The sequence below is a fragment of the Frigoribacterium sp. NPDC087798 genome (assembly GCF_044742985.1).
GTDB lineage: Bacteria > Actinomycetota > Actinomycetes > Actinomycetales > Microbacteriaceae > Frigoribacterium.
Window position 1 is genome coordinate 393716 of record NZ_JBIUVP010000002.1, and the last position, 22562, is coordinate 416277.

Consider the following 22562-nt stretch of genomic DNA (forward strand, 5'->3'; position numbering starts at 1 on the left):
CGTGGGCTGCAGCCCCGGCACGATCCCACGAGAACACCCGGGTCGGCCGACGCGTCGACGGCGGGCACCCGCGCGGTCGCCGATCGCCCGGGTGTGCGCGTCGACGTCACCGTGCCCCGGGCCCGACGACCGGAGAACCACATGATCCCCCTGACAGAGAAGACCGTCCGCGCCTCGTTCGTCAACGCGAGCCGCCGGGAAGCAGCCGACCTGACCCTGCCGCCCGACTTCGCCGACCTCGACTGGACCGACCTCGAGTACCTCGGTTGGCGAGACCCCAGGCTCGCCCGCAGGGCCTACGTCGTCGTGCCGACGCTCGACGCGGACGGCGAGCCGGGCCCCGCGGTCGCCGGCGTCGTGCTGCGGCAGGCCGAGGCCTCGCCCCGGCAGCGTGCGCAGTGCACCTGGTGCCAGGACGTCCGCCTGCCGGCCGACGTGCTGTTCTACGGCGCCAAGCGTGCCGGCGCGGCCGGACGCAACGGCGACACCGTGGGCACGCTCGTCTGCGGCGGGTTCGAGTGCTCGGCCAACGTGCACGTGCTGCCGCCCGAGGCCTACCTCGGGTTCGACGCCGAGGCGGCCCGACTCGAGCGCATCGCGAGCCTGCGCGTGCGGGCCGCGGGCTTCGTCGAGAACGTGCGCCGCGCCTCCTGACGTGCGCCGCGCCTCCCGACCGTCGCCGCGCCTCCTGGTCCGACGAGAACCGGGTGGCACCACGCCCGCGTCGTCGAACCACCCTCGTGCGTGGTTGGACGACGCGGGCGTGGTGCCACCTCGACCGGGCGGGCGCGGCGGCGGCCCGGTCGCCTGACCGCAGGAGGCGCGGGTCGCACCGCCGACTGAACGCCGCACCGCCGACGTGGGCGGTGCGACGCTCGGTCGGCGGTGCGTCCCGCCCCGAGAGTGCAGGCGTCCCGCCCCGAGAGCGCAGGAGGCGCGGGCCGGCACCGTGGGACCCGCGGGTGGGTGACGGCCCGGCCCGCTCCCCGGGGCCCGGCGGTATCCTGGTGGGCATGTCGTCACCCGCCTGCCCGTCCCGCGCCCCGCGCCGGGCGCGCACGGCGCAGCAGGCGTTCCCGAAGCGGCTCGTGCTGACGAAGCGCACCTGCGGCACGAACGGCTGGATGAGCCTGTGGGGCAGCAACGCCCACGGCGAGATCGCCGGGTGCCCGCCGCCCATGGCGTAGCACCGCTCCTCGTCGTCGACGGGTCGAGCGGACGCCCCGCCCTGCCCGCCGACGCTCCCGAAGGACGACGACCATGACCGACCGCACGCCCGCCGACCCCACGCCCGCCGACCCCACTCCGGCCGCTCCCGCCACCGACCCGACCCCCGCCCCCGCCACCGACCCGACCGCCGCCCCTCCTGCCCCCGCCCACGCGCCCCGTGCCGAGGGCCGGGGCGCACGCCTCTCGCGGTTCCTCAGCCGCAACACGACCGGCGGACTGTTGCTGCTCGCGGCGACCGTGCTCGCGCTCGTCCTGGCGAACAGCCCGGCCGGCTCGTTCTACTCGGCCGTGCGCGACGTGTCGTTCGGCCCCGAGGCCCTGCACCTGAACCTCAGCATGGGCAGCTGGGCGGCCGACGGGCTCCTCGCGATCTTCTTCTTCGTGGTCGGCCTCGAGCTGAAGCAGGAGTTCGTCGCCGGCTCGCTGCGCGACCCCCGGGTCGCCGTGCTGCCCATCGCCGCGGCGGTCGGCGGGGTCGCCCTGCCGGCGCTGCTCTTCACGTTGATCAACCTCGGAGCCGGCCCCGACGCGCTCCAGGGGTGGGCGATCCCCGCCGCGACCGACATCGCGTTCGCCGTCGCCGTGATCGCCGTCGTCGGCAAGCGGCTGCCCCCGGCCCTGCGCACCTTCCTGTTGACCCTCGCCGTGGTCGACGACCTGATCGCGATCACGATCATCGCGGTGTTCTACACGGCGGGCATCGCCTTCGTCCCCCTGCTGCTGGCGCTGCTGCCGCTCGCCGCGTTCGCCGTGCTCGTCCGCCGTGGGGTGCGGGCGTGGTGGCTGCTGATCCCGCTGGGCGTCCTCGCCTGGGCCCTCGTGCACGCCTCGGGGGTGCACGCCACGATCGCGGGCGTGCTGCTCGGCCTGCTCGTGCCCGCGGTGGCGACGGCCCGGGCCGGCGTCACGCACGTCGGACCCGACGGCCACGAGGTGCGGCACCCGCTGACCCACCACTTCGCCGAGCGCTGGAGCCCGGTCTCGTCGGGCGTGGCGGTGCCCGTCTTCGCGTTCTTCTCGGCCGGCGTGACGGTCGGCGGATTCGGCGGGCTGGTCGAGTCGCTGAGCGACAGCGTCGCGATCGGCATCGTCGTGGCGCTCGTGCTCGGCAAGTCGATCGGCATCACCGGGGCGTCCCTGCTCGTGACGCGGCTGCCCGGCATCCGGCTCGATCCGAGCCTGCGCTGGGGCGACGTGCTCGGACTGTCGTTCGTGGCCGGGATCGGGTTCACCGTGTCGCTCCTGGTCGGCGAGCTCGCCTACGGGGCCGGCAGCGAGCAGGACGACGTGGTCAAGGTCGGCGTCCTCGTCGGCTCGCTCCTCTCGGCCCTGGTCGGCGGCGCGATCCTGGCCGTGCGCGGCCGGGCCCGCGCCCGCCTCGACGCCTGACGGTCCGCCGACCCGCGCCTCCTGCGGTCGCGTGCCTCGGTCACGGCAGCGCAGGAGGCGCGGGTCAGCTCGCGGGACGCGTCGCGACGATCGCCTCCGCGGCCGCGACCAGCAGGCCCTTCAGGCTGTCCTCATATGTGTTGCTGGTCCTGACCTGCAGCCACGAGCCGTCGGTCAGCACGTTGACGTAGCAACCGCTGCCCTCGTCGTGGATGCAGACGTACTCGGCCTTCTCGGCACCTGCCACGGTGACCGGTGACCGCTCGAGATGCGACATCGAATCCACCGCATCGACGGCCCAGCCGCTACCCGCGGAGAGCGTCACCGTGACGTCGCCGACCTCCGAGATCGGTGCGTCCTCGACGTACGGAAGGGTCCAACGGCACTGCACGGTGCGATCGGAGGCCCGGACGATGCCGCTCGGGTACTCGTTCTGTGGCTCCTGCGGGCCCTCGAGGCGAGGGGAACCCATGATCTGGCCCAGAGGAACGGCCGGGCTCAGCGCGGCACAATCGTCGACCCGGGCCCACGACGAGTCCGGTCGGGTCCACGAGGGGGCCCGTGAGAGACCGTCGAGCCGCGACACCAGGCTCGTCAGAGCCGCGGTGGTGTTCGCGGCGCGCGTCTCGACCGACACGGTCCCGGACGTGGCGTCGACGTCCGACGTCCTGAACTCGACCCACCAGATGCCCGACACGACGGTCGCCTGGCAACCCTGCTCGGTGCAGGTCATGGCCGAGGCGTCACCGGCTTCGGTGCGCTGGGCGCCACCGGCCACGAGGTCGTCGACGGCGGTGAGTCCGGCCTCGCGTCCACTCGCCACCGAGAGGTCCACGCGGGAGTACGGCTGCTCGGTGGATCCCCACTCGCAGCCCAGCACGCCGTACTCGGACAGGCTCGCGTCCGTCGGCAGCAGCAGGTCGACCCGGCCCTGGAGCGGCGACGGGATGAACAGGTCCATCCGCACGCCGCTCGCGAGCGTCGCGCAGTCGATCGGCGCCGACGGCACCGGTGCGACCACCGGCGCCACCGTCGGCGTCGGCCGCGGCGTCGCCGTCGGCCGGACCGTCGGCGTCGGGGTGGGCGTGCTCGTCGGCGTGGACGGTGCCGACGCCTGGAACGGCGAGGGCAGCATGCCGAGTGCCAGCGCTCCCGAGCCGCCGCCGATCGCCAGCAGGGCGGCCAGGCCCAGGCCGAGGCCGAGGTTCCGGTTGCGCTTCCGGCGCGGGGACTCCGTGGTGCGTTCGAGGACGTTCTGCTTCATCGTGACGAGCATGCGGTTCAGCTCGTCTCCGGTGGGGGGCTCAGAGTTCATCGTTCATCACCGCCTTCTTCTTCAGTCGCGATCGGGTGCGCGACACGCGTTGGGTGACGGCGCCGATGCTCAGGCCGACCTGGGCGGCGGCCTCGCCGTAGGGGCGCCCCTCGATGAGGCAGAGCTCGACGATCTGCCGGTCGACCGGGCCGAGGGCGTCGATCTCGTCGCGGACCCAGCGCAGCCGGTCGCGCGCCTCCTCGCCGTGGTCCGGGGCGACGAGGTCGTCGGGCAGTTCGTCGGTGGCGGCGCGGGCCTGCTTGCGGCGCAGGTTGGCGGCGTGGTTGCGGCAGACGACCAGCAACCAGGGCAGCAGCGAGTCCTCGGGCAGGTCGATCTGGTCGACCTTCTTCCAGAGGGTCACGAACGTGTCCTGCACGATCTCCTCGACGTCCATCCGGGTGGCGGCCAGCGCCCACGCGTAGCGGGTCACCGTCGCGGCGTGCCGGTCGAACAAGGCCGACAGCGCCCGCTGGTCACCCCCGACCGTGCGTCTGACGAGCTCGTCGTCGCCTTCCGTGTCGTGATCCACGTCCACCCCCTTCACTAGAGGAGTGTCGCGGAACCGGCGAACCTGACACGGGACCCCCGACGGATCGGCGGGCGGCGCGTCCCGACGGCACGGGACCCGGCCACCCGGGGTCGGTACGGTGTCCGCATGACCCCGACCCGCGCCTCCGTCCTGTTCGTCTGCCAGAAGAACGGGGGCAAGTCGCAGATGGCCGCCGGGCTGATGCGTGACCTCGCCGGCGACGAGGTCACGGTCGTGTCGGCCGGCACGACGCCCGGCACCGACCTCAACGCGCAGTCGGTCGAGTCGCTCGCCGAGCTCGGCATCGACCTCGGCGACGAGCACCCCAAGGCCCTCACCGAGCAGATGGTGCGCGACGCCGACGTGGTCGTCGTCCTCGGCCGGGAGGCGCGGGTCGACGAGGTCCCCGGCACCCGCTTGGAGACCTGGATCACCGACGAACCGTCCGAGCGGGGCGTCGAGGGCATGGAGCGCATGCGCCTCGTCCGCGACGACATCCGCGCCCGCGTCGCCGACCTGCACGCCCGCCTCTGACGCCGGGACGAAAGAACGGAGGCGGTGGTGACCTCTCAACGTCACCACCGCCTCCCGGGCCGCCGCTGCCACGGCCACGGCCCACCCGCTCCGACCTCCACCGTGAACCGGGGGCCGGGGCGGGAGTCGGACCGGCTACCCCTTGACACCGCCGGCGCTCAGGCCGGACTGCCAGAAGCGCTGGAGGAACAGGAACGCCACGACCAGCGGCAGGATCGACACGAACGACCCGGTCAGCACGGTCGAGAACAGCACCTGGGCGCCGCCGCCGCCGGTCGCCGCCTGCTGCCACTGCGCCAGGCCGACCGTCGCCGGGAACAGCGACGGGTCGTTCAGCATGATCAGCGGCAGGAAGTAGTTGTTCCAGGTCGAGACGAGGGCGAACAGCAGCACCGTGACGATGCCCGGTGCGAGCAGCCGGGACGCGATCGTCAGGAAGATCCGCAGTTCGCCGGCCCCGTCGATGCGGGCGGCCTCGAGCAGGCTGTCGTCGACCGCCTCGCTCGCGTAGACGCGCATCAGGTAGACGCCGAACGGGCTGACCAGCGACGGCAGGATGATCGCCCACGGGGTGTCGACGAGGTTCGCCGCGCTGAACAGCAGGTAGGTCGGGATCGCCAGCGCCGTCAGCGGCACCATGACCGCCCCGAGGATCAGCCCGAAGACGAACGACCTGCCCTTGAAGACGTACTTGGCCAGCGAGTAGCCGCACATCGTGGCGAGCACCGCCGCACCGACCGAGCTGACCACGGCGTAGAGCACCGTGTTGCCCATCCACTGCACGAAGATGCCGTCCTGGAACGTGAACAGCTGCGCCAGGTTGTCGCCCAGCGCGAAGGTGCGGCCGAAGGCCAGGCCGAACGTCGAGAAGATGTCGCCGTTGGTCTTGGTCGCCTGGATCGCCAGCCAGACCAGCGGCAGCAGGAAGTACGCCAGCGTGATCCAGAGGATCACGGTGAGGATCGGCGTCTTGCGCTTGGACCGCTCGACGCGACGTCGCGGGCGGCGATTGCCCGCGCCTCCGGAGCCCTCGAGGCGGCGGACGGGACGGTCGACGGACGTGGCCCCGGCGGTGTCGACGGGGGCGGGTGCGATCGTCACGACAGTCGCTCCTTGCGTGAGGTGGCGAGCTGCACCACGTAGCTGATGATCATGATGAGGAACCCGAGCAGGAAGGCGATGGCCGCGGCGTAGTTGACGTCCTGGTTCTTGAACGCGACGTTGTACGCGTAGAGGTTCGGGGTGAAGTCCGACCCGATCGCGTTGGGCGCGATGCTGTAGAGCAGGTTGGGCTCGTTGAAGAGCTGGAACGACCCGATCACCGAGAAGATCACGGTCAGCAGGATCGCCGAGCGGATCGCCGGGATCTTGATGCTCCACGCCACCCGCCAGGGCCCGGCGCCGTCGATCTCGGCGGCCTCGTACATCTCGGTCGGCACGCTGCGCAGGGCGGCGTACAGCACGATCATGTTGTAGCCGATGAACTCCCAGCTGACGATGTTCATCGTGCTGCCGAGCACGTTCTGCGGCGACAGCAGGTCGGGCGGCGTGAGGCCGACTCCGCTGATCACCTGGGCGATCAGGCCGGACTCGCGACCGTAGAGGTAGCCCCACATCAGCGTCGCGACGACGCCGGGCACGGCGTACGGCACGAAGATCGCGAGGCGGACGAACTTGCTGCCGGCCACCCGGCCGGTGTCGAGGGCGAGGGCGACGAACAGGGCGATCACGAGCATGATCGGCACCTGCACGAAGAGGAACAGCGCGACCCGCCCGAGGCCGGCCCAGAAGCTCGGGTCGTTCAGTGCGCGGCTGTAGTTGGCGAGGCCCGAGAAGACCTGCCCGCCGACGAGCTGCGAGGTGAAGGTGCTCAGGTAGCCCGCGTAGCCGAGCGGCACGAGGAACATCGCCGCGAAGACGAGCAGGAACGGGATCGCCAGGGCCCAGGCCGCGACGAGCTGCGGTCGGTGCAGCGAGCTCGTGCGCCGCGGGGTGGCGGGCTGACGGGACGAGGAGGCGCGGGTCGCGTCTCGACGAGGGGTGACGGAGGTGGACATGGGGCTCCTTGCCGGGCCGAGGGGGTGCCGCCCGAGGGCGGGCGGCACCCCGTGAGCGCTACTTGACGGTGAAGCCCTGCTGCTTCGCGTAGGCGGTGACGTCGTCCTGCCACGCCGTGAGGGCGGCGGAGAGGTCGGAGTGGTCGGCGATCGCCTTGCCGAGCGTGTCGTTGAAGCTCGAGTAGACGTAGTCCATGAACGGCAGCCACTGGAAGTCGGTGCTGACCGTGTCCGAGACGCCGGCGAAGAGCTCGTTGACCTTCTGGCCGCCGTAGAAGTCCGAGGCGGTGTCGGTGAAGTCGCTGCTCGAGAGGGTGTCGGTCGTCGTCGGGAACAGGAACTGCTCGTTCGCGAAGGCGAGGGTCGACTCGGGGTCGCTGTTCAGGAACTTGCTGAACTCGGCCGCGGCGATCGGGTTCTGCGTGCCCGTGATGACGGCGTCGCTCGATCCGCCCCAGTTGCCCGAGACGTCCTCGCCGGCCTTCCACTGCGGGATCTTCGCGGCGGTCCACTTGCCGCTCGTGTTCGCGGCCGTGCCCTGCAGGAAGACGGGGCCCCAGGCTGCGGTCTGCCAGCTGGCGTACTTGCCCGACGAGAAGCCCTGGTACCAGGCGTCGTTGAAGTCGGCGTCGGTCGAGACGAGGTCCTTGTCGATCAGGTCCTGCCAGAACGTGACGACCTTCTGCGTCTCGGTCGAGTCGAGGTCGATGCCGACGGTCTTGTCGCCGTCGTACGAGAACGGCTTGGCGCCGGCCTGCCAGAACAGCCCGACGATCTGGCCGGGGTCGTTGCCGGGCAGGTTCGAGATGTACGAGTCGGTCTTGTCCTTGATCGTCTGCGCGTCGGTCGCGAAGTCGGCCCAGGTCTCGGGCGCCTCCGTCAGCCCCGCCTGCTCGTAGATGTCCGAGCGGTAGAGGTTGCCGAGCGGGCCGGAGTCCTGCGGCACCGACCAGACGCCGGTGTCGTCCGCGACCTGGTTCCAGACCCACGGGACGTACTTCGACTCGAGGTCCGCGCCTCCGTAGGGGGTCAGGTCGACGAGGCTGCCGGTCTGGCGGAAGGACGGGATGTACTGGTACTCGATCTGGGCGACGTCGGGTGCGCCCTTGCCGGCCTTCAGGGCCGTCCGCAGCTTCGGGTACTGCGCGGTGCCGGTGCCCACGTTGACGACGTCGACCTTGATCTTCGGGTACTTGGCCTCGAACAGGTCGACCTCCTTCTGGACGTCGGGCACCCAGGTCCAGAAGGTGAGGGTCGTGTCGGTGTCCATGGCCTTGTCGATGTCGGCCTGCGAGACGGGCGCGGTGTCGCCACCACCACCCGCGCCTCCGCCGGACGGGGCGCAGCCGGTCAGCACGAACGCCGACACGACGGCGAGTGACACGAGCGCCTTTGCTGTGGTCTTTCTCTTCATGGTGGTTCTTCCTCGAGGGGGTGGGGGAGTGGTGCGGGGGATCGGGTGGTGCAGGGGGGACGTGGTGCGGGTCGGTGGGGTGGTGCGGGCCGGGTGCTGCGGGGGACGTCGTGCGGGTCGGGCGGCCGGGTCGGGGAGGCCGGGTCGGGCCGCCTACGAGGCGTCGGCGTCGACGAGCTCGTACACGTGGGCCGCGCGCGGGGCGAGGGTCACGGTGGTGCCGGCGGCGACGACCTCCCGGGTCTCGAGGTCGCGCACCGCGGAGGGCGTGGTGACCGTTCCCTCGTGGGCCGACCAGTTCGACACGAACGCGAGCCCGGGGGCTCCGGCCCGTGAACCGGTGGTGACCGTGACCGTCTCGGTCGCCGCCCACGTGCCCGCCGCCGTGGCGGGCACGAGCCACCGGGCGATCGAGCGCGAGAGCTCGGGGTTGGGCACGGTCGCGACGTAGCTGACGCGGCCGGCTCCGGAGGCGCGGGTCGTCAGCATCGCGTCGGCCCCGATCTCGGTCGGCGCGGCCCGCAGCACGACGGTGGCGTCCTCGACGTGCAGGACGTCGGCCCAGCGGGTGCCGGCGGAGCCCGGCTCGAGGACGAAGGGTGCGTCGGCGGGGGAGGCCGGGGCGGTGACGTCCTCGGTGGCCGCGCCCGCGCCTCCTGCGGTCGTGCCGTCGGTGCGCTCGGCGGTGCCGGCGTCCGTGACGTGGACGGCGAGGGGGTGGTCGAGGTTGGTGTACTCCTCGTACCAGACCCCCGCGGGGCCCGAGAGCCGGGCGGGTGCCGGGTCGCGGCGGGCGCGGGCGAGCTCGTCGCCGTAGGCCGTGCGGATGCCGACCACCAGGTGGCCGCCCGCCTCGGCGTACGCGGTGAGCGCGGTGAGCGTGGCGTCGTCGACGACGTACAGCGCCGGAACGACGAGCACGGGGTGGGTCGCGGCCAGCTCGGCCGGGTCGGTGGCGAGGAACTGCGTCACGTGCTGGATGCGCACCTGCACGCCCGCCTCGGCGAGCCCGCGGTAGTGCGCGTCGAACAGGTGGAGGTACGACTCCGGGTCGGGGGTGCCGTCGGGCAGGGCCAGCGGCGGGTACGTCTCGAACGACCACTTGGTCTCGGTCGACCAGAGCATCAGCACGTCGGCGTCGGGCTCGAGGCCGTCGACCGCGCCGCCGACCGCCTTGAGCGTGGCGCCCAGGGCCGAGACCTCGCGGTGGATGCGACCGGGACGCTGGCTGTGCGGCAGCACGCCGCCCCAGTACGTCTCGACGCCGAAGTGCAGCGTGTGCCAGTGCCAGTACTCGACCATGCGGGCACCGCGGGAGACGAGCGCGAGCGCGGCCTGCTTGATCTGCCCGTCGAACGGCGGGTGGTTCTGCCAGGGGCCGCCGATCGACTGCGCGTTGGTCTCGGTGACGAGGAAGGGCGCCTGCGCCGACGAGAACGCCCGGTCGCCCCACTGCTGCAGGGCCCAGACGCCGGTGTGCCACCAGCCGGCCTCGCGGGGCACCTCGACGCCGAGCGTCAGGCCGTCCTGCATCTTGTAGTACGGGTTGCCGGCGGTGACGTCGAGGCTCTCGACGAGCCGCTCGTCGGCGACCTGCGGGCGCGAGTACGAGATGCAGGTGGTGACGAACTGGTCGTCGCGGGCGTACTCGCGGACGACGTCGGCCTGCCAGGCGATCAGCTCGTCGGCCAGCTCGCCCTGGAACCGCCGCCACTCGAGGTCGTACTGCGGCTGCACGTTGCCGTCGGGACGCCAGAGCTGCGACCACTCGGTCAGCCGGTGCGACCAGTAGACCAGGCCCCACTCCTCGTTGAGGCGCTCGACGGTGCCGTACTTGCGCTGCAGCCAGGCCACGAAGCGGTCGAAGACCTGGTCGTTGCGCGGGCGCTCGTTGCCGGGCTCGTTGTCGACCTGCCAACCGATCACGGCGGGGTGCTGCGCGTAGCGCTCGACGACCTTGCGGACGACGCGCTCGGCGTAGAAGCGGTAGGCGGGGTGGCTCTGGTCCATCTCCTGTCGGGCGCCCCAGCCGGCGCGGACGCCGGTGGTCCGCTCGGCGGCGATCTCGGGGTGGCGCACCTGCAGCCACGGCGGCACCGCGTAGGTCGGGGTGCCGAGCACCACCGCGATGCCGCGGGCGTGGGCGCCGTCGAGCACGGGCTGGAGCCAGTCGAGGTCGAACTCGCCCTCGCGCGGCTCCCACGTCGACCAGACCGACTCGCCCACGCGGATCACCGTGAAGCCCGCCTCGACCATCAGGTCGAGGTCGCGGTCGAGGGTGCCCGCCTGCTGGTACTCGGCGTAGTAGGCGGCTCCGAAGAGGACCCCGGAGTGGCGTGGAGCAGAAGTCATCGTTGACCCGTTCGTGTGTGTCGGCTGCGGTGGCGACCGCCGACGTCGTCCCGCGCGTGCTCGGGACGTCGATCGATGTTCGTTGGATGTTGTCGATAACATCGGCGTCTGCGGAGAACGTAACCCACGTGCCGCCACCTGCGCAAGACCCCGTCGTCGACGGGTCCCCGGGGGAGGAGGCACGGGTCGGCCCGTCCCCGGGGGCGTCAGCCGCGCGCGGGTGCGGTCGAGGCGCGCGCGACGAGGGACGGCACCGGCAGGCGGCTGGCCGTGTCGGGGCTGCGTCCCTCGATGTGGGCGATCAGCGACGTCATCACGTGTGCCCCCTCGAAGCCGAAGTCGAGTGCCACGGTGGAGAGCGACGGCACCATGAACCGCGCCTCGGGAGTGTCGTCGTTGCCGACCACGCTGACCTCGTGCGGCACCGAGACGCCCTCGGCGGCGAGGGCGGCGAGCAGCCCCATCGCCATGGCGTCGTTCGCGACGGCGATGGCGGTGAAGTCGTCCGTCCGGGCGGCCAGTCGCAGCCCGATGTCGTAGCCGGCCGCCGCGGACCAGTCGCCGACGTCGGTGACCGCCACCGCGCCTCCGGACCCGGTCACCGCCTGGCGGAACCCGTCGGCGCGCTCGCGGGCGGCCAGCCACTGGTCCGGCCCGGCGACGTAGGCCACGCGGCGGTGGCCGAGGCGCACGAGGTGCTCGGCCGCGACCCGGCCGGCGTGCTCGTTGATCGACTCGGTGGTGCCCTCGACCATCAGCCCGAAGTCACGCGCCACGGGCACCGAGATCGCCCGGCGTTCGAGCGCCGATCGGGCGACGGCGGTCTGCGCGGTCACGACGATGCCGGCGATCTGCTGCCCGAGCATCAGGTCGAGGGCGTCGTCGACCGAGCGTTCGTCGCCGCCGTCCATCGAGACGATGTCGGTGACGTAGCCGAGCGAACGCGCGGCCTCCGTGGCCCCGGCGATCGTGCGGGCGGGCCCCGACTGGTGCATGTTGTCGGCGAGCAGCCCGATGCGGTTCGTCCGCTGCAGGCGCAGGTAGCGGGCCGCCGAGTTCGGGCGGTACTCGAGCTCGGCGAGGGCCTGCTCGACCTTCTCGCGGGTGGCGGGACGGATGCCCTCGAACCCCCGCAGGAACCTGCTGACGGTCTGGTGCGAGACGCCCGCGCGCTTCGCCACGTCGTAGATCGTGGCGTCCTTCATGCCCCGAGGGTAGCGGTGCCCGGAGGCCCGTGCCCCGCCGGGGGCGAGCCCGGGACGTGGACGGACCCCGGGGTGTGGACGCGCCCGGGACGTGGACGCGCCCGGGACGTGGACGGACCCGGGGTGTGGACGCGCCCGGCTAGGCGGTGCGCTCGATCTCGCGGGTGATGCCGACGAGCACGCGGCGCATGTACGGCGCCCAGGCGAAGCGCACGATGCCGCGTACGATCGCCCCGCGCCCCGGTCGGGCGAAGAACGAGTAGGTCCAGTCGACCCGCGTGCGCCCGCTCGGGGTCGCCCGGTAGCTCCAGTCGGCGCGGCCGCCCGTCACCAGCCGCCCGAGCAGCCCGGTGAACTCGCTGAGCTCGTAGACGAAGACCCCGTCGGGCTCCACGCGCACGAGGCTCTCGACGACGCTGCTGCCGTCCGACAGCTCGAGCCGGCGGGTGCGCCCCACGGCGTCCCACGGGCCGGTCTGGTCGTGGACGGCCACGACGGCCGGGATCACCCCCGCCCGCGGATAGAACCCGACGGGGGTCAGCGGCGTCGCGATGCTCCACGCCCGGTCGAGCGGAGCGGCGGCGACGCGCGCGGTGCTCGCGCTCGCGGTGACGGTCATGCCGGGGGGTTCGGAACGGAGGGCGCGAACGACGGGACGGGTCCTCCCCAGGCGCCCCGCGCCTCCTGACCGTCCCCCCAGGAGGCGCGGATCGGCTCCCGGGGACGCCGGACGAGAGCAGACTGGCCGCGTGAAGACGACGACGTTACCCACCACCGACCGCCCCGCCTCGACAATCGTCCTCGGGCTCATGCGCATCTCAGGCATGACCGACGACGCGATCCGTGAACTCGTGGCCGAGGCCCGAGACCTCGGCATCGACTTCTTCGACCACGCCGACGTGTACGGCGACCACCCCCACCACTGCGAGCAGCGCTTCGGCGACGCCGTCACCATGACCTCGTCCGAGCGCGACGCGATCCAGCTGCAGAGCAAGGTCGGCATCCGTGACGGCTTCTGGGACTTCTCGACCGAGCACATCCTCGAGTCGGTCGACGCGTCGCTCGCCGCCCTGCACACCGACCGCCTCGACGTGCTGCTGCTGCACCGCCCCGACGCCCTCGTCGAGCCCGACGAGGTGGCCGCCGCCTTCGACCAGCTGCACGCCGCCGGCAAGGTGCGCCACTTCGGCGTCTCGAACCACACGCCCGGCCAGGTCGAGTTGCTGAAGCGCAGCGTGACCCAGCCTCTGATCGTCAACCAGGTGCAGCTCAGCATCACCCACGCCCCGCTGATCGCGGCGGGCGTCGCGGCCAACATGGCCGGGCTCGACCAGTCCGTCGACCGCGACAACGGCATCCTCGACCACAGCCGCCTCAACGACATGACCTTGCAGGCCTGGTCGCCGTTCCAGAAGGGGTTCTTCGACGGCGTGTTCCTCGGCGACCGCGACGGCTACCCCGAGCTCAACGACGTCATCGACGAGCTCGCCACGAAGTACGACGTCCCGCCGTCGGCGATCCCCGTGGCCTGGATCACCCGGCACCCGGCCCGGATGCAGGTCGTGCTCGGCACCACGAGCGTCGCGCACCTCCGCGACAGCGCCGCGGGGTCGGACGTGCCCCTGACCCGGCCCGAGTGGTACCGGCTCTTCACGGCCGCCGGGCACACGCTGCCGTAGCGCGCTGCGCTGCGCCGGGCTGCGCTGGGCTGCGCTGCGCTGGGCGGGGGTGGGCTGCGCTGGGCTGGGCTGGGCTGCCCTGCCCTGCGCTGGCCTGGGCTGCGCTGCGCCCGCCGGTCCGCCCCCCATCCCTTCCTCCCGCTCGCCGCCACGAAGTAAACACGCCGCCATCTTTTTGCGTGGCGGGTTGTTTACTCCGTGGCGGGGTGGCGGGGTGGCGGGGTGGCGGGGTGGCGAGCCGAGCGGGATGAGCGGCGGGGCGGCGGGGTGGCGGGCCGAGCGGCCGAGCGGCGGAGCGGCGGGGCGGTGGGCCGCATGCGGGGTCACACTCCGACCGGCGCGGAGGGAATGTCCTAGGGTCGACAGGGCGTTGGGACGCACAGATCGGTGCAGAGACCGAGGTGCCTCCCGCGCCCCGTCCGCACCCCGAAGGGACCATCGTGACCCAGCCCAAGATGAACGTCGAGTCGTTCAACCTCGACCACCGCACCGTCGCCGCGCCCTACGTGCGCGTCGCCGACCAGAAGACGTTGCCGCACGGCGACGTCATCACCAAGTTCGACGTCCGGTTCACCCAGCCGAACGAGGCTCACCTCGACATGGCGTCGGTCCACTCGCTCGAGCACCTCTTCGCCGAGCACTCCCGCAACCGCTCCGGCGACGTCATCGACTTCTCGCCGATGGGCTGCCAGACCGGTTTCTACCTGATCCTGCAGGGCGATCCCGCGATGGACGACGTCCTGTCGCTGATCGAGGGCACCCTCACCGACATCACCACCGCGACCGAGGTCCCCGCGGCCAACGAGGTCCAGTGCGGCTGGGGTGCCAACCACACGCTCGAGGGTGCCCAGGGCGTCGCCCGCGACTTCCTCGCGGCCCGCGACGAGTGGTCGACCGTCACCCGATGAGCGGAACGCACGCCGCGCCTCCGGCCGACGGGGTCGCGGCGGTCGCCGTCCCCCCGATCATCGTCGTCGTGGCGATGGCCGACGAGGCGGCACCGTTCGTCTCCCGGGCGTCGCGCGTCGACGAGCCGGTCGCCGTCGGCGGGTCGCTGCAGCGGGTCGTCGAGATCGACGGGGTCGAGCTGCTTCTCGTGCAGAGCGGCATCGGGTTCGTCAACGCCGCCGGAGCGGCCACGTCGGCCATCGTGCGGGCCGGCTCGCTCGAGGGTGTCGTGCCGACCGTGATCAGCGCCGGCACCGCCGCGGGCATGGGCGCCGGCATCGAGATCGGCGACGTCGTCGCGGGCTCGGAGTACGTCAACCTCGACGCCGACGCGCAAGTGTTCGGCTACCGGCTGGGGCAGGTCCCCGGGATGCCGGCCAGCTTCCACGCCGACGAGGCCCTGATGGAGGCGGCGGTCGCGTACGACACGTCCGTCCCGTCCGACGCGTCGGCCGGCTCGGGCGAGACGTCGGCCGGGTCGGACGGCACGTCGGGTGGTCCGTGGGCCGTGCGCCCGGGGTTGATCGCGTCGAGCGACGCGTTCATGACCGCCGAGCGCGTGATCGGCGTGCGCAGCGCCTTCGCCGACGTCGTCGACGTGGACGCCGTCGACATGGAGTCGATGGCGATCGCGCAGACCTGCCACGTCCACCACGTGCCGTTCGTCTCGGTGCGCGGCATCAGCGACCTCGCCGGTCCGGACGCCCACGACGTGCACGATGAGAACCTCGCCCTGACGGCGGGGCGATCGGCGGACGTCACGATGCACCTCGTGCGGGCGATCACCGCGCGCTGAGCGACGGGCTGCGCTGGCCGCGCTGGCCGCGCTGCGCTGCGCTGGCTGCTGCGCGGTGCGGTGCGGTGCTGCGCGGTGCGGCGCCGCGCCGCGCCGCGCCCGCGTTGCCTGGCGACGGCGCCGGTTGCCGCCGTGTTCCTCAGCCGCCAGCCCGCGCCTCCTTCTCGATGCACCCGGTGTCGAACGATGCACCCGCTTGCTCGTGGGTGCATCGTTCGGAAGCGGGTGCATCGGCACGAGCGGCACCGAGCGCATCCACCCCGCTGACGACACGAGCCTGAAACACGCGTGCCGTCGCGACGAAACGCGCGTTTCGTACGCTGGCGGCGACCACCCGACATCCCCACGATCAGGAGTCCCGATGTCACAGTCCCCGCCCGAGTCGCTCGAGCCGTCCGCTTCGCCGGTCGCGACCGCCGGGCCGCCCGAGACGACCCACCCCGTCGACCGCGTCCCCCCGCTGCGGAGGCTCTTCCCGCTCGGCCTGCAGCACGTGCTCGCGATGTACGCCGGGGCGGTCGCCGTGCCCCTCATCGTCGGAGGAGCACTGGTCGGCATGGGCCAGCTCGAGCCCGGCGACATCGCCTACCTGATCAGCGCCGACCTCTTCGTGGCCGGCATCGCGACGATCGTGCAGTCCGTGGGGTTCTGGCGCTTCGGGGTGCGGCTGCCCCTGATGCAGGGCTGCACCTTCGCCGCCGTCGGACCGATGATCGTGATCGGTGGCGAGTACGGCATCACGGCCATCTACGGCTCGGTCATCGCGAGCGGCGTCTTCATGATGCTGCTCGCCCCGTTCTTCTCGAAGCTGGTGCGGTTCTTCCCGCCGATCGTCACGGGCACGGTCATCCTGATCATCGGCGTCTCGCTGATGGACGTCGCCGCCGGCTGGGTCGGAGGAGGCGCGGGTTCCGACGACTTCGGACGCCCGCTCGACGTCGCCTTCGCCGCGGGCACCCTGCTGCTGATCATCCTGATCGAGCGGTTCGCGCCTCCTGCGCTCCGCCGCCTGTCGATCCTGCTGGGGCTCGTCGTCGGCACCCTCGTCGCCTGGCCGTTCGGGCTGACCGACTGGAGCGGAGTGGGCGAGAGCGCCTGGTTCGGGCTCGCCCTGCCGTTCCACTTCGGGCTGCCGACCTTCCCGGTGAGCGCGATCGTGTCGATGTGCATCGTCGGCCTGGTGATCATGACCGAGACCACCGGCGACATCATCGCGGTGGGCGAGATCGTCGACCGCCCGGTGACGCCGCGACGACTAGCCGACGGGCTGCGGGCCGACGGCCTGTCGACCGTCATCGGCGGCGTCTTCAACACGTTCCCGTACACCGCGTTCGCGCAGAACGTCGGCCTGGTCAGCATCACCGGCGTGAAGTCGCGGTACGTGGCGACGCTGGCGGGGGGCATCCTCGTGGTGCTCGGGTTGGTGCCCGCCCTCGGGGCCGTCGTCGAGGGCGTGCCCGTGGCGGTGCTCGGCGGGGCGGGCGTCGCGCTGTTCGGCATGGTCGCGGCGAGCGGCATCCGGACGCTGTCGAAGGTGCGGTTCACGAACTCGAACATCCTGATCGTGGCGGTCGCGCTGGGCGTGAGCCTGCTGCCGACGGTCAGCCCCGAGATCTACGCGCAGTTCCCGACCTGGTTCACGATCGTCTTCGACTCGGGCATCAGCGCCGGCGCGATCGTCGCCGTGCTGCTGAACCTGCTGCTCAACTCGCCGCGGATGCAGGCGCGCGACGAGGGTGCGGACCGTGACGTGTCGGCGCACGACGCCGTGCGCGGGCCCGCGGCACCGGCCGGAGCGACCGAGCGCGAGGGCTGAGCCGGGTCCCGGGCCGGGGCCCGGGTTGGCCGGGCCCGGGGGCTGGACCCGGCCCCCGGGCTGGGCCCGGCCTCCGGGCTGGACCCGGCCCCCGGGTTGGGCCCGACCGCGGACTGGGCTGGCCCAGCCCGCGCTCGCGTCGCACCGTCGACTGGACGTCGCACCGCGCATGTCGGCGGTGCGACGTCCATTCCGTGGTGCGACTCGTGGTCCGGTCGCGGCCCCGGCCGGCCCCGTCTCGCCCCGCTCTGCCCGGCTCAGCGACCGCCGGCGAGGCGCCAGAGGCGGTCGCGCGACATCGGCAGTTCGTGCGGTCGCACGCCGAGGGCGTCGCGGATCGCGTTGGCCAGGGCGGGTGCCACCGGGTTGTACGGCGCCTCGCTCATCGACTTGGCGCCGAGCGGACCCAGGTCGTCGTGCGTGGTCGCGAAGTGCACCTCGGTCTGGGGCACGTCGCCGAACTTGGGCATCCGGTAGTTGCGGAACGCCGTCGTCAGCACGCGACCCTCGTCGTCGAGCATCATCTCTTCGTAGAGGGCCGTGCCGATCGCCTGCGCCGTGCCGCCCTCGACCTGCCCGCGCAGCTGCTCGGGGTTCAGCACGACGCCGGCGTCCGCCGCCTGAACCGAGCGCAGCAGGCGCACCTCGCCGCTCGCCCGGTCGACGGCGACCTCGAAGCCGTGCACGTTGAACGCCACCGAGCGTGGGGTGCCGTCGTGGGAACCGTCGGCGGTGAGCGGACCGTCGGCCAGCAGCCGGTCGCCGGACACCAGGACGGTCGCGTCGACACCGGGGCCGACGCGCACCACGACGCCGCCCGCGACCACCTCGGGGGCGGTGCCGGTGTCGACGGCGTGACCCGCGCCTCCGGCGATCGCCAGCGCGCGGTCGACCATCGCCGCTCGCAGCTTGTGGGCGGCGGCGAGCAGGGCCTTGCCGGCGACGACGACGCCGGCCGACCCGTAGGCGCCCGTGTCGTACCGGGCCACGTCGGTGTCGGACTGCCGGACGACGACCCGGTCGGGCGTGGTGCCGAGCGCCGAGGCGACGAGTTGGGTGTGCACGGTCGTCGTCCCGTTGCCGAACTCGGCCGTGCCGACGCCGATGTCGTAGCGGCCGTCGGGCAGCAGCTCGATCGAGGTGTCGGCGAAGTGACCGCGTGGCGGGATCGTGGCGATCATGGCCAGCGCCATGCCGCGCCCGGTGACCCAGGTCGGGCCGACGGGAGCAGGAGGCGCGCCCTCAGGGGCAGGGGACTCCAGCGCCTGCTCGACCAGGTCGAGGCACTGGTCGAGACCGTAGCTGCCGATCAGCAGATCGCTCTCTTCGTCGGGGTCGGTGACCACCATCGGGTCGCCGGGGACGATCACGTTGCGGCGGCGCAGCTTGAACGGGTCGATGCCGAGCTCGCGGGCCAGTTCGTCCATCGCGGACTCGACGGCGAAGACGACCTGCCCCAGCCCGTACCCGCGGAACGCCCCCGAGGGCAGGTTGTTCGTGTAGACCGACTCGGCGTCCACGCGCTTGTTCGGACAGCGGTAGACGCTCGTCGACTCGTGCACCGAGTGGTACATCACGCCGACGCCGTGGTTGCCGTAGGCGCCCGTGTCCATCAGCTGGTCGACGTGCAGCGCGGTCAGCACCCCGTCGCTCGTCGCGCCGACGCGCACGCGGACGCGCATCGGGTGGCGGGTCGGCGCGATCGTGAACTCGTCCTCGCGGGTGAACTCGTACTGCACGGGTCGACCGGTGCGCAGCACGGCGAGGGCGACGAGGTCTTCGGTGATGAGCTCTTGCTTGCCCCCGAAACCGCCGCCCACGCGGGCGGCGAAGACCCGGACCTGCTCCTGCGGCAGCCCGAAGACGTGGGCCAGCTCGTCCCGCACGAGGAACGGCACCTGGCTCGCCGTGCGGACGACGAGGCGTCCGTCGTCGTCGAGCCAGCCGCGCGAGGCGTGCGTCTCGAGCGCGCCGTGCGAGACGCGCTGCGTGCGCCAGGTGCCCTCGACGACGGCGTCGGCCTGCGCCAGGCCGGCCTCGACGTCGCCCGTCTCGTCGTGCATGGCGGCCACGGTGTTGCGCTCGGGGAACGCGATGCGCGACGCCTCGACGGTCTTCTCGCCGTGCAGCAGCGGGGCCCCGGGGGAGCGCGCCGTCTCGGGGTCGAACACGGCGGGCAACGGTTCGTACTCGACCACGATCGCGGCCAGGGCGTTCGTCGCCGTGCGGACGTCGTCCGCGACGACCGCGGCGACGCGCTGCCCTCGGAACCGCAGCACGGGGTCGAGGACCAGGCCGTCGTCCGGGTCGTCCTCGCGGTCTTCGTGGCGACCGGTCGAGAACAACGTCGCGGGGGAGTCGCGGTGGGTCAACACCAGGTGCACGCCGGGCAGCGCCTCGGCGGCACTCGTGTCGATCGAGGTGATGCGGGCGTGGGGGTGCGGGCTGCCGAGCACGGCGAGGTGCAGCAGCTTCGTCGTGCTGCGGAAGTCGAGCGTGTACGGCTCGCTGCCGGACGCCACGCGCAGGGCCGCCGGGGCCTTCACCGACCGACCGGCCGCCTCGCCGTCGGCCGGGGCCACCGTGTTCGAGACGCCGCAGATCGCGTCGCCGATCGCCCGGTACCCCGTGCACCGGCACAGGTTGCCCTTCAGGAGGCGCGGGAGGTCGTCCGCGTCGGCCTCGGTGAACGTCGAGGCCGTCACCACCATGCCGGCCGTGCAGAAGCCGCACTGGAACCCGGCCGCGTCGGCGAACGCCTGCTGCACGGGGTGGGGGTGCTCGGGGGTGCCGAGACCGGCCGCCGTCGTCACCGCCCGGCCCTCGAGCCGGTGGGCGGGATAGATGCACGAGTGCACGGGTTCGCCGTCGACCAGCACCGAGCACGCGCCGCAGTCGCCCGCGTCGCAGCCCTTCTTGACCGAGTGGACGCCGTGCTCGCGCAGCACCGTCCGCAGCACCTGGCCGGGGTCGACGTCGGCGTCGAGCGGGAGGCCGTCGACCTCGAACGTGACGTGTCTCGGGGTCATCGCGCGCCTCCGGGGGTCGTGGTGGTGGGCGGCGTCCGCCTCGCGCGGGCGGCCGCGCTGCGCGGGTCGTGGGTCGACTCGCGCACGGGTCGCACCGGTGCGTCGGTGGCGGGCCGTCCGAGCTCGACCCGCAGCTCGTCGGCGAAGCGGGCGCTCATCGCGCGGCGCCAGTCGGGGTCGCCGTGGGGGTCGGAGTACCAGCAGTCGATGCGGCCGAGAGCGTCCGCGAGGGCCCGCTCGCCGGGCACCTCGTCGAAGCGCAGCTGGACGGGACGGGTCGTCCCCGCCGTGATCGTGACCACGAACTCGCCGTCGAGGCCGAGCCGGGCCGTGACCAGCGCGCCGGAGCGGCCCAGGGGGCTCAGCGAGATGCGCCGGAACCCGGTGCGGGAGCGCAGGGACCCGAGTGGCACCTCGAGGGCGCGCAGCACCTCAGCCGGCTCGAGGGTGTTCTGCACCACTCCGGTGACGAAGGTGGACACGGGCTGGCGGCGCTCGCCCCCGTCGGTCGTCCAGACGACGGCCGTGGCGTCGAGCGTGGCCATCAGCGACGTCATGGCGCCGGCCGGCAGCCCGAGGGCGACGTTGCCGCCGACCGTCGCGACGTTCCAGATCTTGAACGAGGCGAGCAACGAGTTCGCGCACTGGTCGACGAGCGGGTGGGCGACCCAGTCGTCGTCGGCGGGCAGTCGCAACAGCTCGGCGATGGTGCAGGTGGCGGCGACGCGGAGGACGTCGCCACCGCCGTCGACGTCGACTCCGCGCTCGACCGGCGTCCACCCGAGCGAGGTCAGGTCGACCAGGCCGGTCAGCCCGGGCTGCCGCTCCGAGAACAGCCACGTGCCGCCGCCGAGGGGGCGCTCGCCGGGCGCGAAGACGATCTCGTCGCGGCGTGACGGGGTGCGGATCTCGCGAACGGTGGTCAGGTCCATGGGAGACCCCACTCTGCACGACCGGCGTTTCGAGCATGTGTCGGCTCGCTCGGCGTCGAACGACCGGCCCCGGCGCGGAGCCGCCGACACCGCAGCCGCGTCGGGGGGAGGGCCGGGACGAGAGTCGGAGCCGGAGCGAGGGCCGGGGACGGGGACGGGGTCGCACCACCGTCGTGTGGTCGAACCACGCTCGCGGGTGGTTCCACGACGCGCACGTGGTGCGAGCGGCTGCGCACGTGGTGCGAGCGGCTGCGGACGTGGTGCGAGCGGCCACTCGCCGGGGCGCGCCTGGGTGCCGCGTCGCCCGACGCCCGGGAGGCGCGGGTCGGCCAGCCGTGCCCGTCGCCTCGGGGCACCGTCGCTAGGGTGTGCGTCATGATCGAGCTCGACGACGCCACCCTGCGTTCGCACCTGCTGGCCGCCCTCGCCGTCGAGCGGTGGGTCGACGACGTCGCGGCGCAGGCGCCGTTCGCCGATTCCGACGCCCTCATCACGGTGGCGGCCGCCGCCGCCACGCCGCTCAGCGCCGCCGAGATCGACGAGGCGATGGCGCACCACCCGCGCATCGGTGAGAAGCCGGTCGGCGACGGCGCCGCCCAGGCGTTCAGCCGGCGCGAGCAGGGTTCGGCGGTCGACGCCGACGACGAGACGCTCGCGCAGCTGCTGGTCGAGGGCAACGCCGCGTACGAGCAGCGCTTCGACCGGGTGTTCCTGATCCGTGCCGCCGGTCGGAGCCGGGCCGAGATCGTGGGTGAGCTGCACCGCCGGCTCGGGCTCGACGACGACACCGAGCTGCGCATCGTCGGAGCCGAGCTGCGCGACATCGCCCTGCTGCGGTTGCAGTCGACCTTCGCCGAGTCGGCACCTGCCGGGTCGGCACCCGCCGGATCGACGTCCGCCGAGTCGGCACCCGCCGGGTCGGCACCCGCCGGGTCGGCACCCGCCGGGTCGACGTCCGCCGAGTCGGCACGCGCCGGCCACGACGAGGCCCGAGCATGAGCCACGTCACGACGCACGTCCTCGACGCCGCACTGGGCCGCCCGGCCGCCGACGTTCCCGTCGCCCTCTACGACGCGCGGGGCACCGAACTCGCCACCGGCGTCACGGACGCCGACGGGCGCGTGCCCGAACTCGGCCCGGACGCCCTGCCCGCCGCCGACTACCGACTGGTCTTCGAGACCGCCGCCTACTTCGCGGCGGCCGGGCGTGACACGTTCTACCCGCGGGTGACCGTCGACTTCACCCTCGCCGACGAGTCGAGCCACTACCACGTGCCCGTGCTGCTCAGCCCGTTCGCGTACTCGACCTACCGCGGCAGCTGACCCCCCTCGCAC

General features: G+C 72.8%; 20 protein-coding genes. 10 read left to right on the forward strand and 10 right to left on the reverse strand.

Translation table 11 applies throughout. From position 1 onward, the window contains the following. The first annotated feature begins 141 nt into the window (after nt 1-141). The 3 genes from ACIOSR_RS08855 (at nt 142) to nhaA (ending at nt 2619) form a co-directional block, all read left to right on the forward strand. Complete coding sequence (locus ACIOSR_RS08855; protein WP_123571500.1) at nt 142-654, forward strand: FBP domain-containing protein; 513 nt, start codon at nt 142-144, stop codon at nt 652-654. 359 nt (nt 655-1013) lie between these two features. After that, nucleotides 1014-1187 (forward strand): hypothetical protein, encoded by a 174-nt coding sequence (locus tag ACIOSR_RS08860; RefSeq protein ID WP_159824777.1) that lies wholly within the window; start codon nt 1014-1016, stop codon nt 1185-1187. Between the two features lie 73 nt (nt 1188-1260). Next, entirely contained in the window at nt 1261-2619 is a 1359-nt protein-coding gene (gene nhaA / locus ACIOSR_RS08865) for a Na+/H+ antiporter NhaA (RefSeq protein ID WP_402752391.1), read from the forward strand. Nucleotides 2620-2683: 64 nt separating this feature from the next. Here nhaA and ACIOSR_RS08870 read toward each other — a convergent pair whose 3' ends face one another. Further along, nucleotides 2684-3934 (reverse strand): hypothetical protein, encoded by a 1251-nt coding sequence (locus ACIOSR_RS08870; RefSeq protein ID WP_402752392.1) that lies wholly within the window; start codon nt 3932-3934, stop codon nt 2684-2686. After that, nucleotides 3924-4466 (reverse strand): RNA polymerase sigma factor, encoded by a 543-nt coding sequence (locus ACIOSR_RS08875; protein WP_082460151.1) that lies wholly within the window; start codon nt 4464-4466, stop codon nt 3924-3926. Before ACIOSR_RS08875 ends, ACIOSR_RS08870 begins: the two co-directional genes overlap by 11 nt. Before the next feature lie 126 nt (nt 4467-4592). Between ACIOSR_RS08875 and ACIOSR_RS08880 the strand changes: the two genes are divergently transcribed. Next, complete coding sequence (locus ACIOSR_RS08880) at nt 4593-5000, forward strand: low molecular weight phosphatase family protein (protein WP_402752393.1); 408 nt, start codon at nt 4593-4595, stop codon at nt 4998-5000. Nucleotides 5001-5135: 135 nt separating this feature from the next. On the opposite strand, the gene ACIOSR_RS08885 is transcribed toward ACIOSR_RS08880, so the two are convergent. From ACIOSR_RS08885 to ACIOSR_RS08910, 6 genes are all read right to left on the reverse strand, one after another. Continuing rightward, nucleotides 5136-6101 (reverse strand): carbohydrate ABC transporter permease, encoded by a 966-nt coding sequence (locus ACIOSR_RS08885; RefSeq protein WP_082460077.1) that lies wholly within the window; start codon nt 6099-6101, stop codon nt 5136-5138. Next, nucleotides 6098-7057 carry a carbohydrate ABC transporter permease gene (locus tag ACIOSR_RS08890; protein ID WP_056043881.1) on the reverse strand — a complete coding sequence of 320 codons (960 nt, stop codon included), beginning with the start codon at nt 7055-7057 and terminating at the stop codon, nt 6098-6100. Before ACIOSR_RS08890 ends, ACIOSR_RS08885 begins: the two co-directional genes overlap by 4 nt. 58 nt (nt 7058-7115) lie before the next feature. Further along, the gene (locus tag ACIOSR_RS08895; protein ID WP_056043877.1) at nt 7116-8471 is read right to left on the reverse strand and encodes an ABC transporter substrate-binding protein; all 1356 of its coding nucleotides are present in this window, start codon (nt 8469-8471) and stop codon (nt 7116-7118) included. Nucleotides 8472-8624: 153 nt separating this feature from the next. Then, nucleotides 8625-10823, reverse strand: coding sequence for a beta-galactosidase (locus ACIOSR_RS08900; protein ID WP_402752394.1), 2199 nt, complete (start codon nt 10821-10823; stop codon nt 8625-8627). 206 nt (nt 10824-11029) lie between these two features. Further along, nucleotides 11030-12028 carry a LacI family DNA-binding transcriptional regulator gene (locus ACIOSR_RS08905; RefSeq protein ID WP_402752395.1) on the reverse strand — a complete coding sequence of 333 codons (999 nt, stop codon included), beginning with the start codon at nt 12026-12028 and terminating at the stop codon, nt 11030-11032. A gap of 139 nt (nt 12029-12167) precedes the next feature. After that, nucleotides 12168-12647, reverse strand: a complete 480-nt coding sequence (locus ACIOSR_RS08910; protein ID WP_056043870.1) for an SRPBCC family protein — start codon at nt 12645-12647, stop codon at nt 12168-12170. Between the two features lie 130 nt (nt 12648-12777). Between ACIOSR_RS08910 and ACIOSR_RS08915 the strand changes: the two genes are divergently transcribed. The 4 genes from ACIOSR_RS08915 to ACIOSR_RS08930 all read left to right on the forward strand — a co-directional run bounded on the left by ACIOSR_RS08915 (nt 12778) and on the right by ACIOSR_RS08930 (nt 17267). Then, the gene (locus tag ACIOSR_RS08915) at nt 12778-13707 is read left to right on the forward strand and encodes an aldo/keto reductase family oxidoreductase (protein WP_200413594.1); all 930 of its coding nucleotides are present in this window, start codon (nt 12778-12780) and stop codon (nt 13705-13707) included. A gap of 455 nt (nt 13708-14162) precedes the next feature. Beyond that, nucleotides 14163-14615, forward strand: coding sequence for an S-ribosylhomocysteine lyase (locus tag ACIOSR_RS08920; RefSeq protein WP_043597358.1), 453 nt, complete (start codon nt 14163-14165; stop codon nt 14613-14615). Further along, nucleotides 14612-15451 carry a 5'-methylthioadenosine/S-adenosylhomocysteine nucleosidase gene (locus tag ACIOSR_RS08925; protein ID WP_402752396.1) on the forward strand — a complete coding sequence of 280 codons (840 nt, stop codon included), beginning with the start codon at nt 14612-14614 and terminating at the stop codon, nt 15449-15451. The genes ACIOSR_RS08920 and ACIOSR_RS08925 overlap by 4 nt, the downstream gene beginning before the upstream one ends. A gap of 361 nt (nt 15452-15812) precedes the next feature. Then, nucleotides 15813-17267: a nucleobase:cation symporter-2 family protein gene (locus tag ACIOSR_RS08930; protein WP_402752397.1), complete on the forward strand. Its 1455-nt coding sequence runs from the start codon at nt 15813-15815 to the stop codon at nt 17265-17267. 257 nt (nt 17268-17524) lie between these two features. Here the strand turns inward: ACIOSR_RS08930 and ACIOSR_RS08935 are convergent, their stop codons facing one another. Together ACIOSR_RS08935 and ACIOSR_RS08940 are read right to left on the reverse strand one after the other, a co-directional pair. After that, nucleotides 17525-20296: a molybdopterin-dependent oxidoreductase gene (locus ACIOSR_RS08935; protein ID WP_402752398.1), complete on the reverse strand. Its 2772-nt coding sequence runs from the start codon at nt 20294-20296 to the stop codon at nt 17525-17527. After that, nucleotides 20293-21228 carry an FAD binding domain-containing protein gene (locus tag ACIOSR_RS08940; protein WP_402752399.1) on the reverse strand — a complete coding sequence of 312 codons (936 nt, stop codon included), beginning with the start codon at nt 21226-21228 and terminating at the stop codon, nt 20293-20295. The genes ACIOSR_RS08935 and ACIOSR_RS08940 overlap by 4 nt, the downstream gene beginning before the upstream one ends. Before the next feature lie 375 nt (nt 21229-21603). On the opposite strand from ACIOSR_RS08940, the gene uraD reads away from it, so the two are divergent. Then, the gene (gene uraD / locus ACIOSR_RS08945; protein WP_402752400.1) at nt 21604-22227 is read left to right on the forward strand and encodes a 2-oxo-4-hydroxy-4-carboxy-5-ureidoimidazoline decarboxylase; all 624 of its coding nucleotides are present in this window, start codon (nt 21604-21606) and stop codon (nt 22225-22227) included. Beyond that, nucleotides 22224-22550, forward strand: coding sequence for a hydroxyisourate hydrolase (uraH, locus tag ACIOSR_RS08950; RefSeq protein ID WP_402752401.1), 327 nt, complete (start codon nt 22224-22226; stop codon nt 22548-22550). The genes uraD and uraH overlap by 4 nt, the downstream gene beginning before the upstream one ends. Nucleotides 22551-22562: the final 12 nt, after the last annotated feature.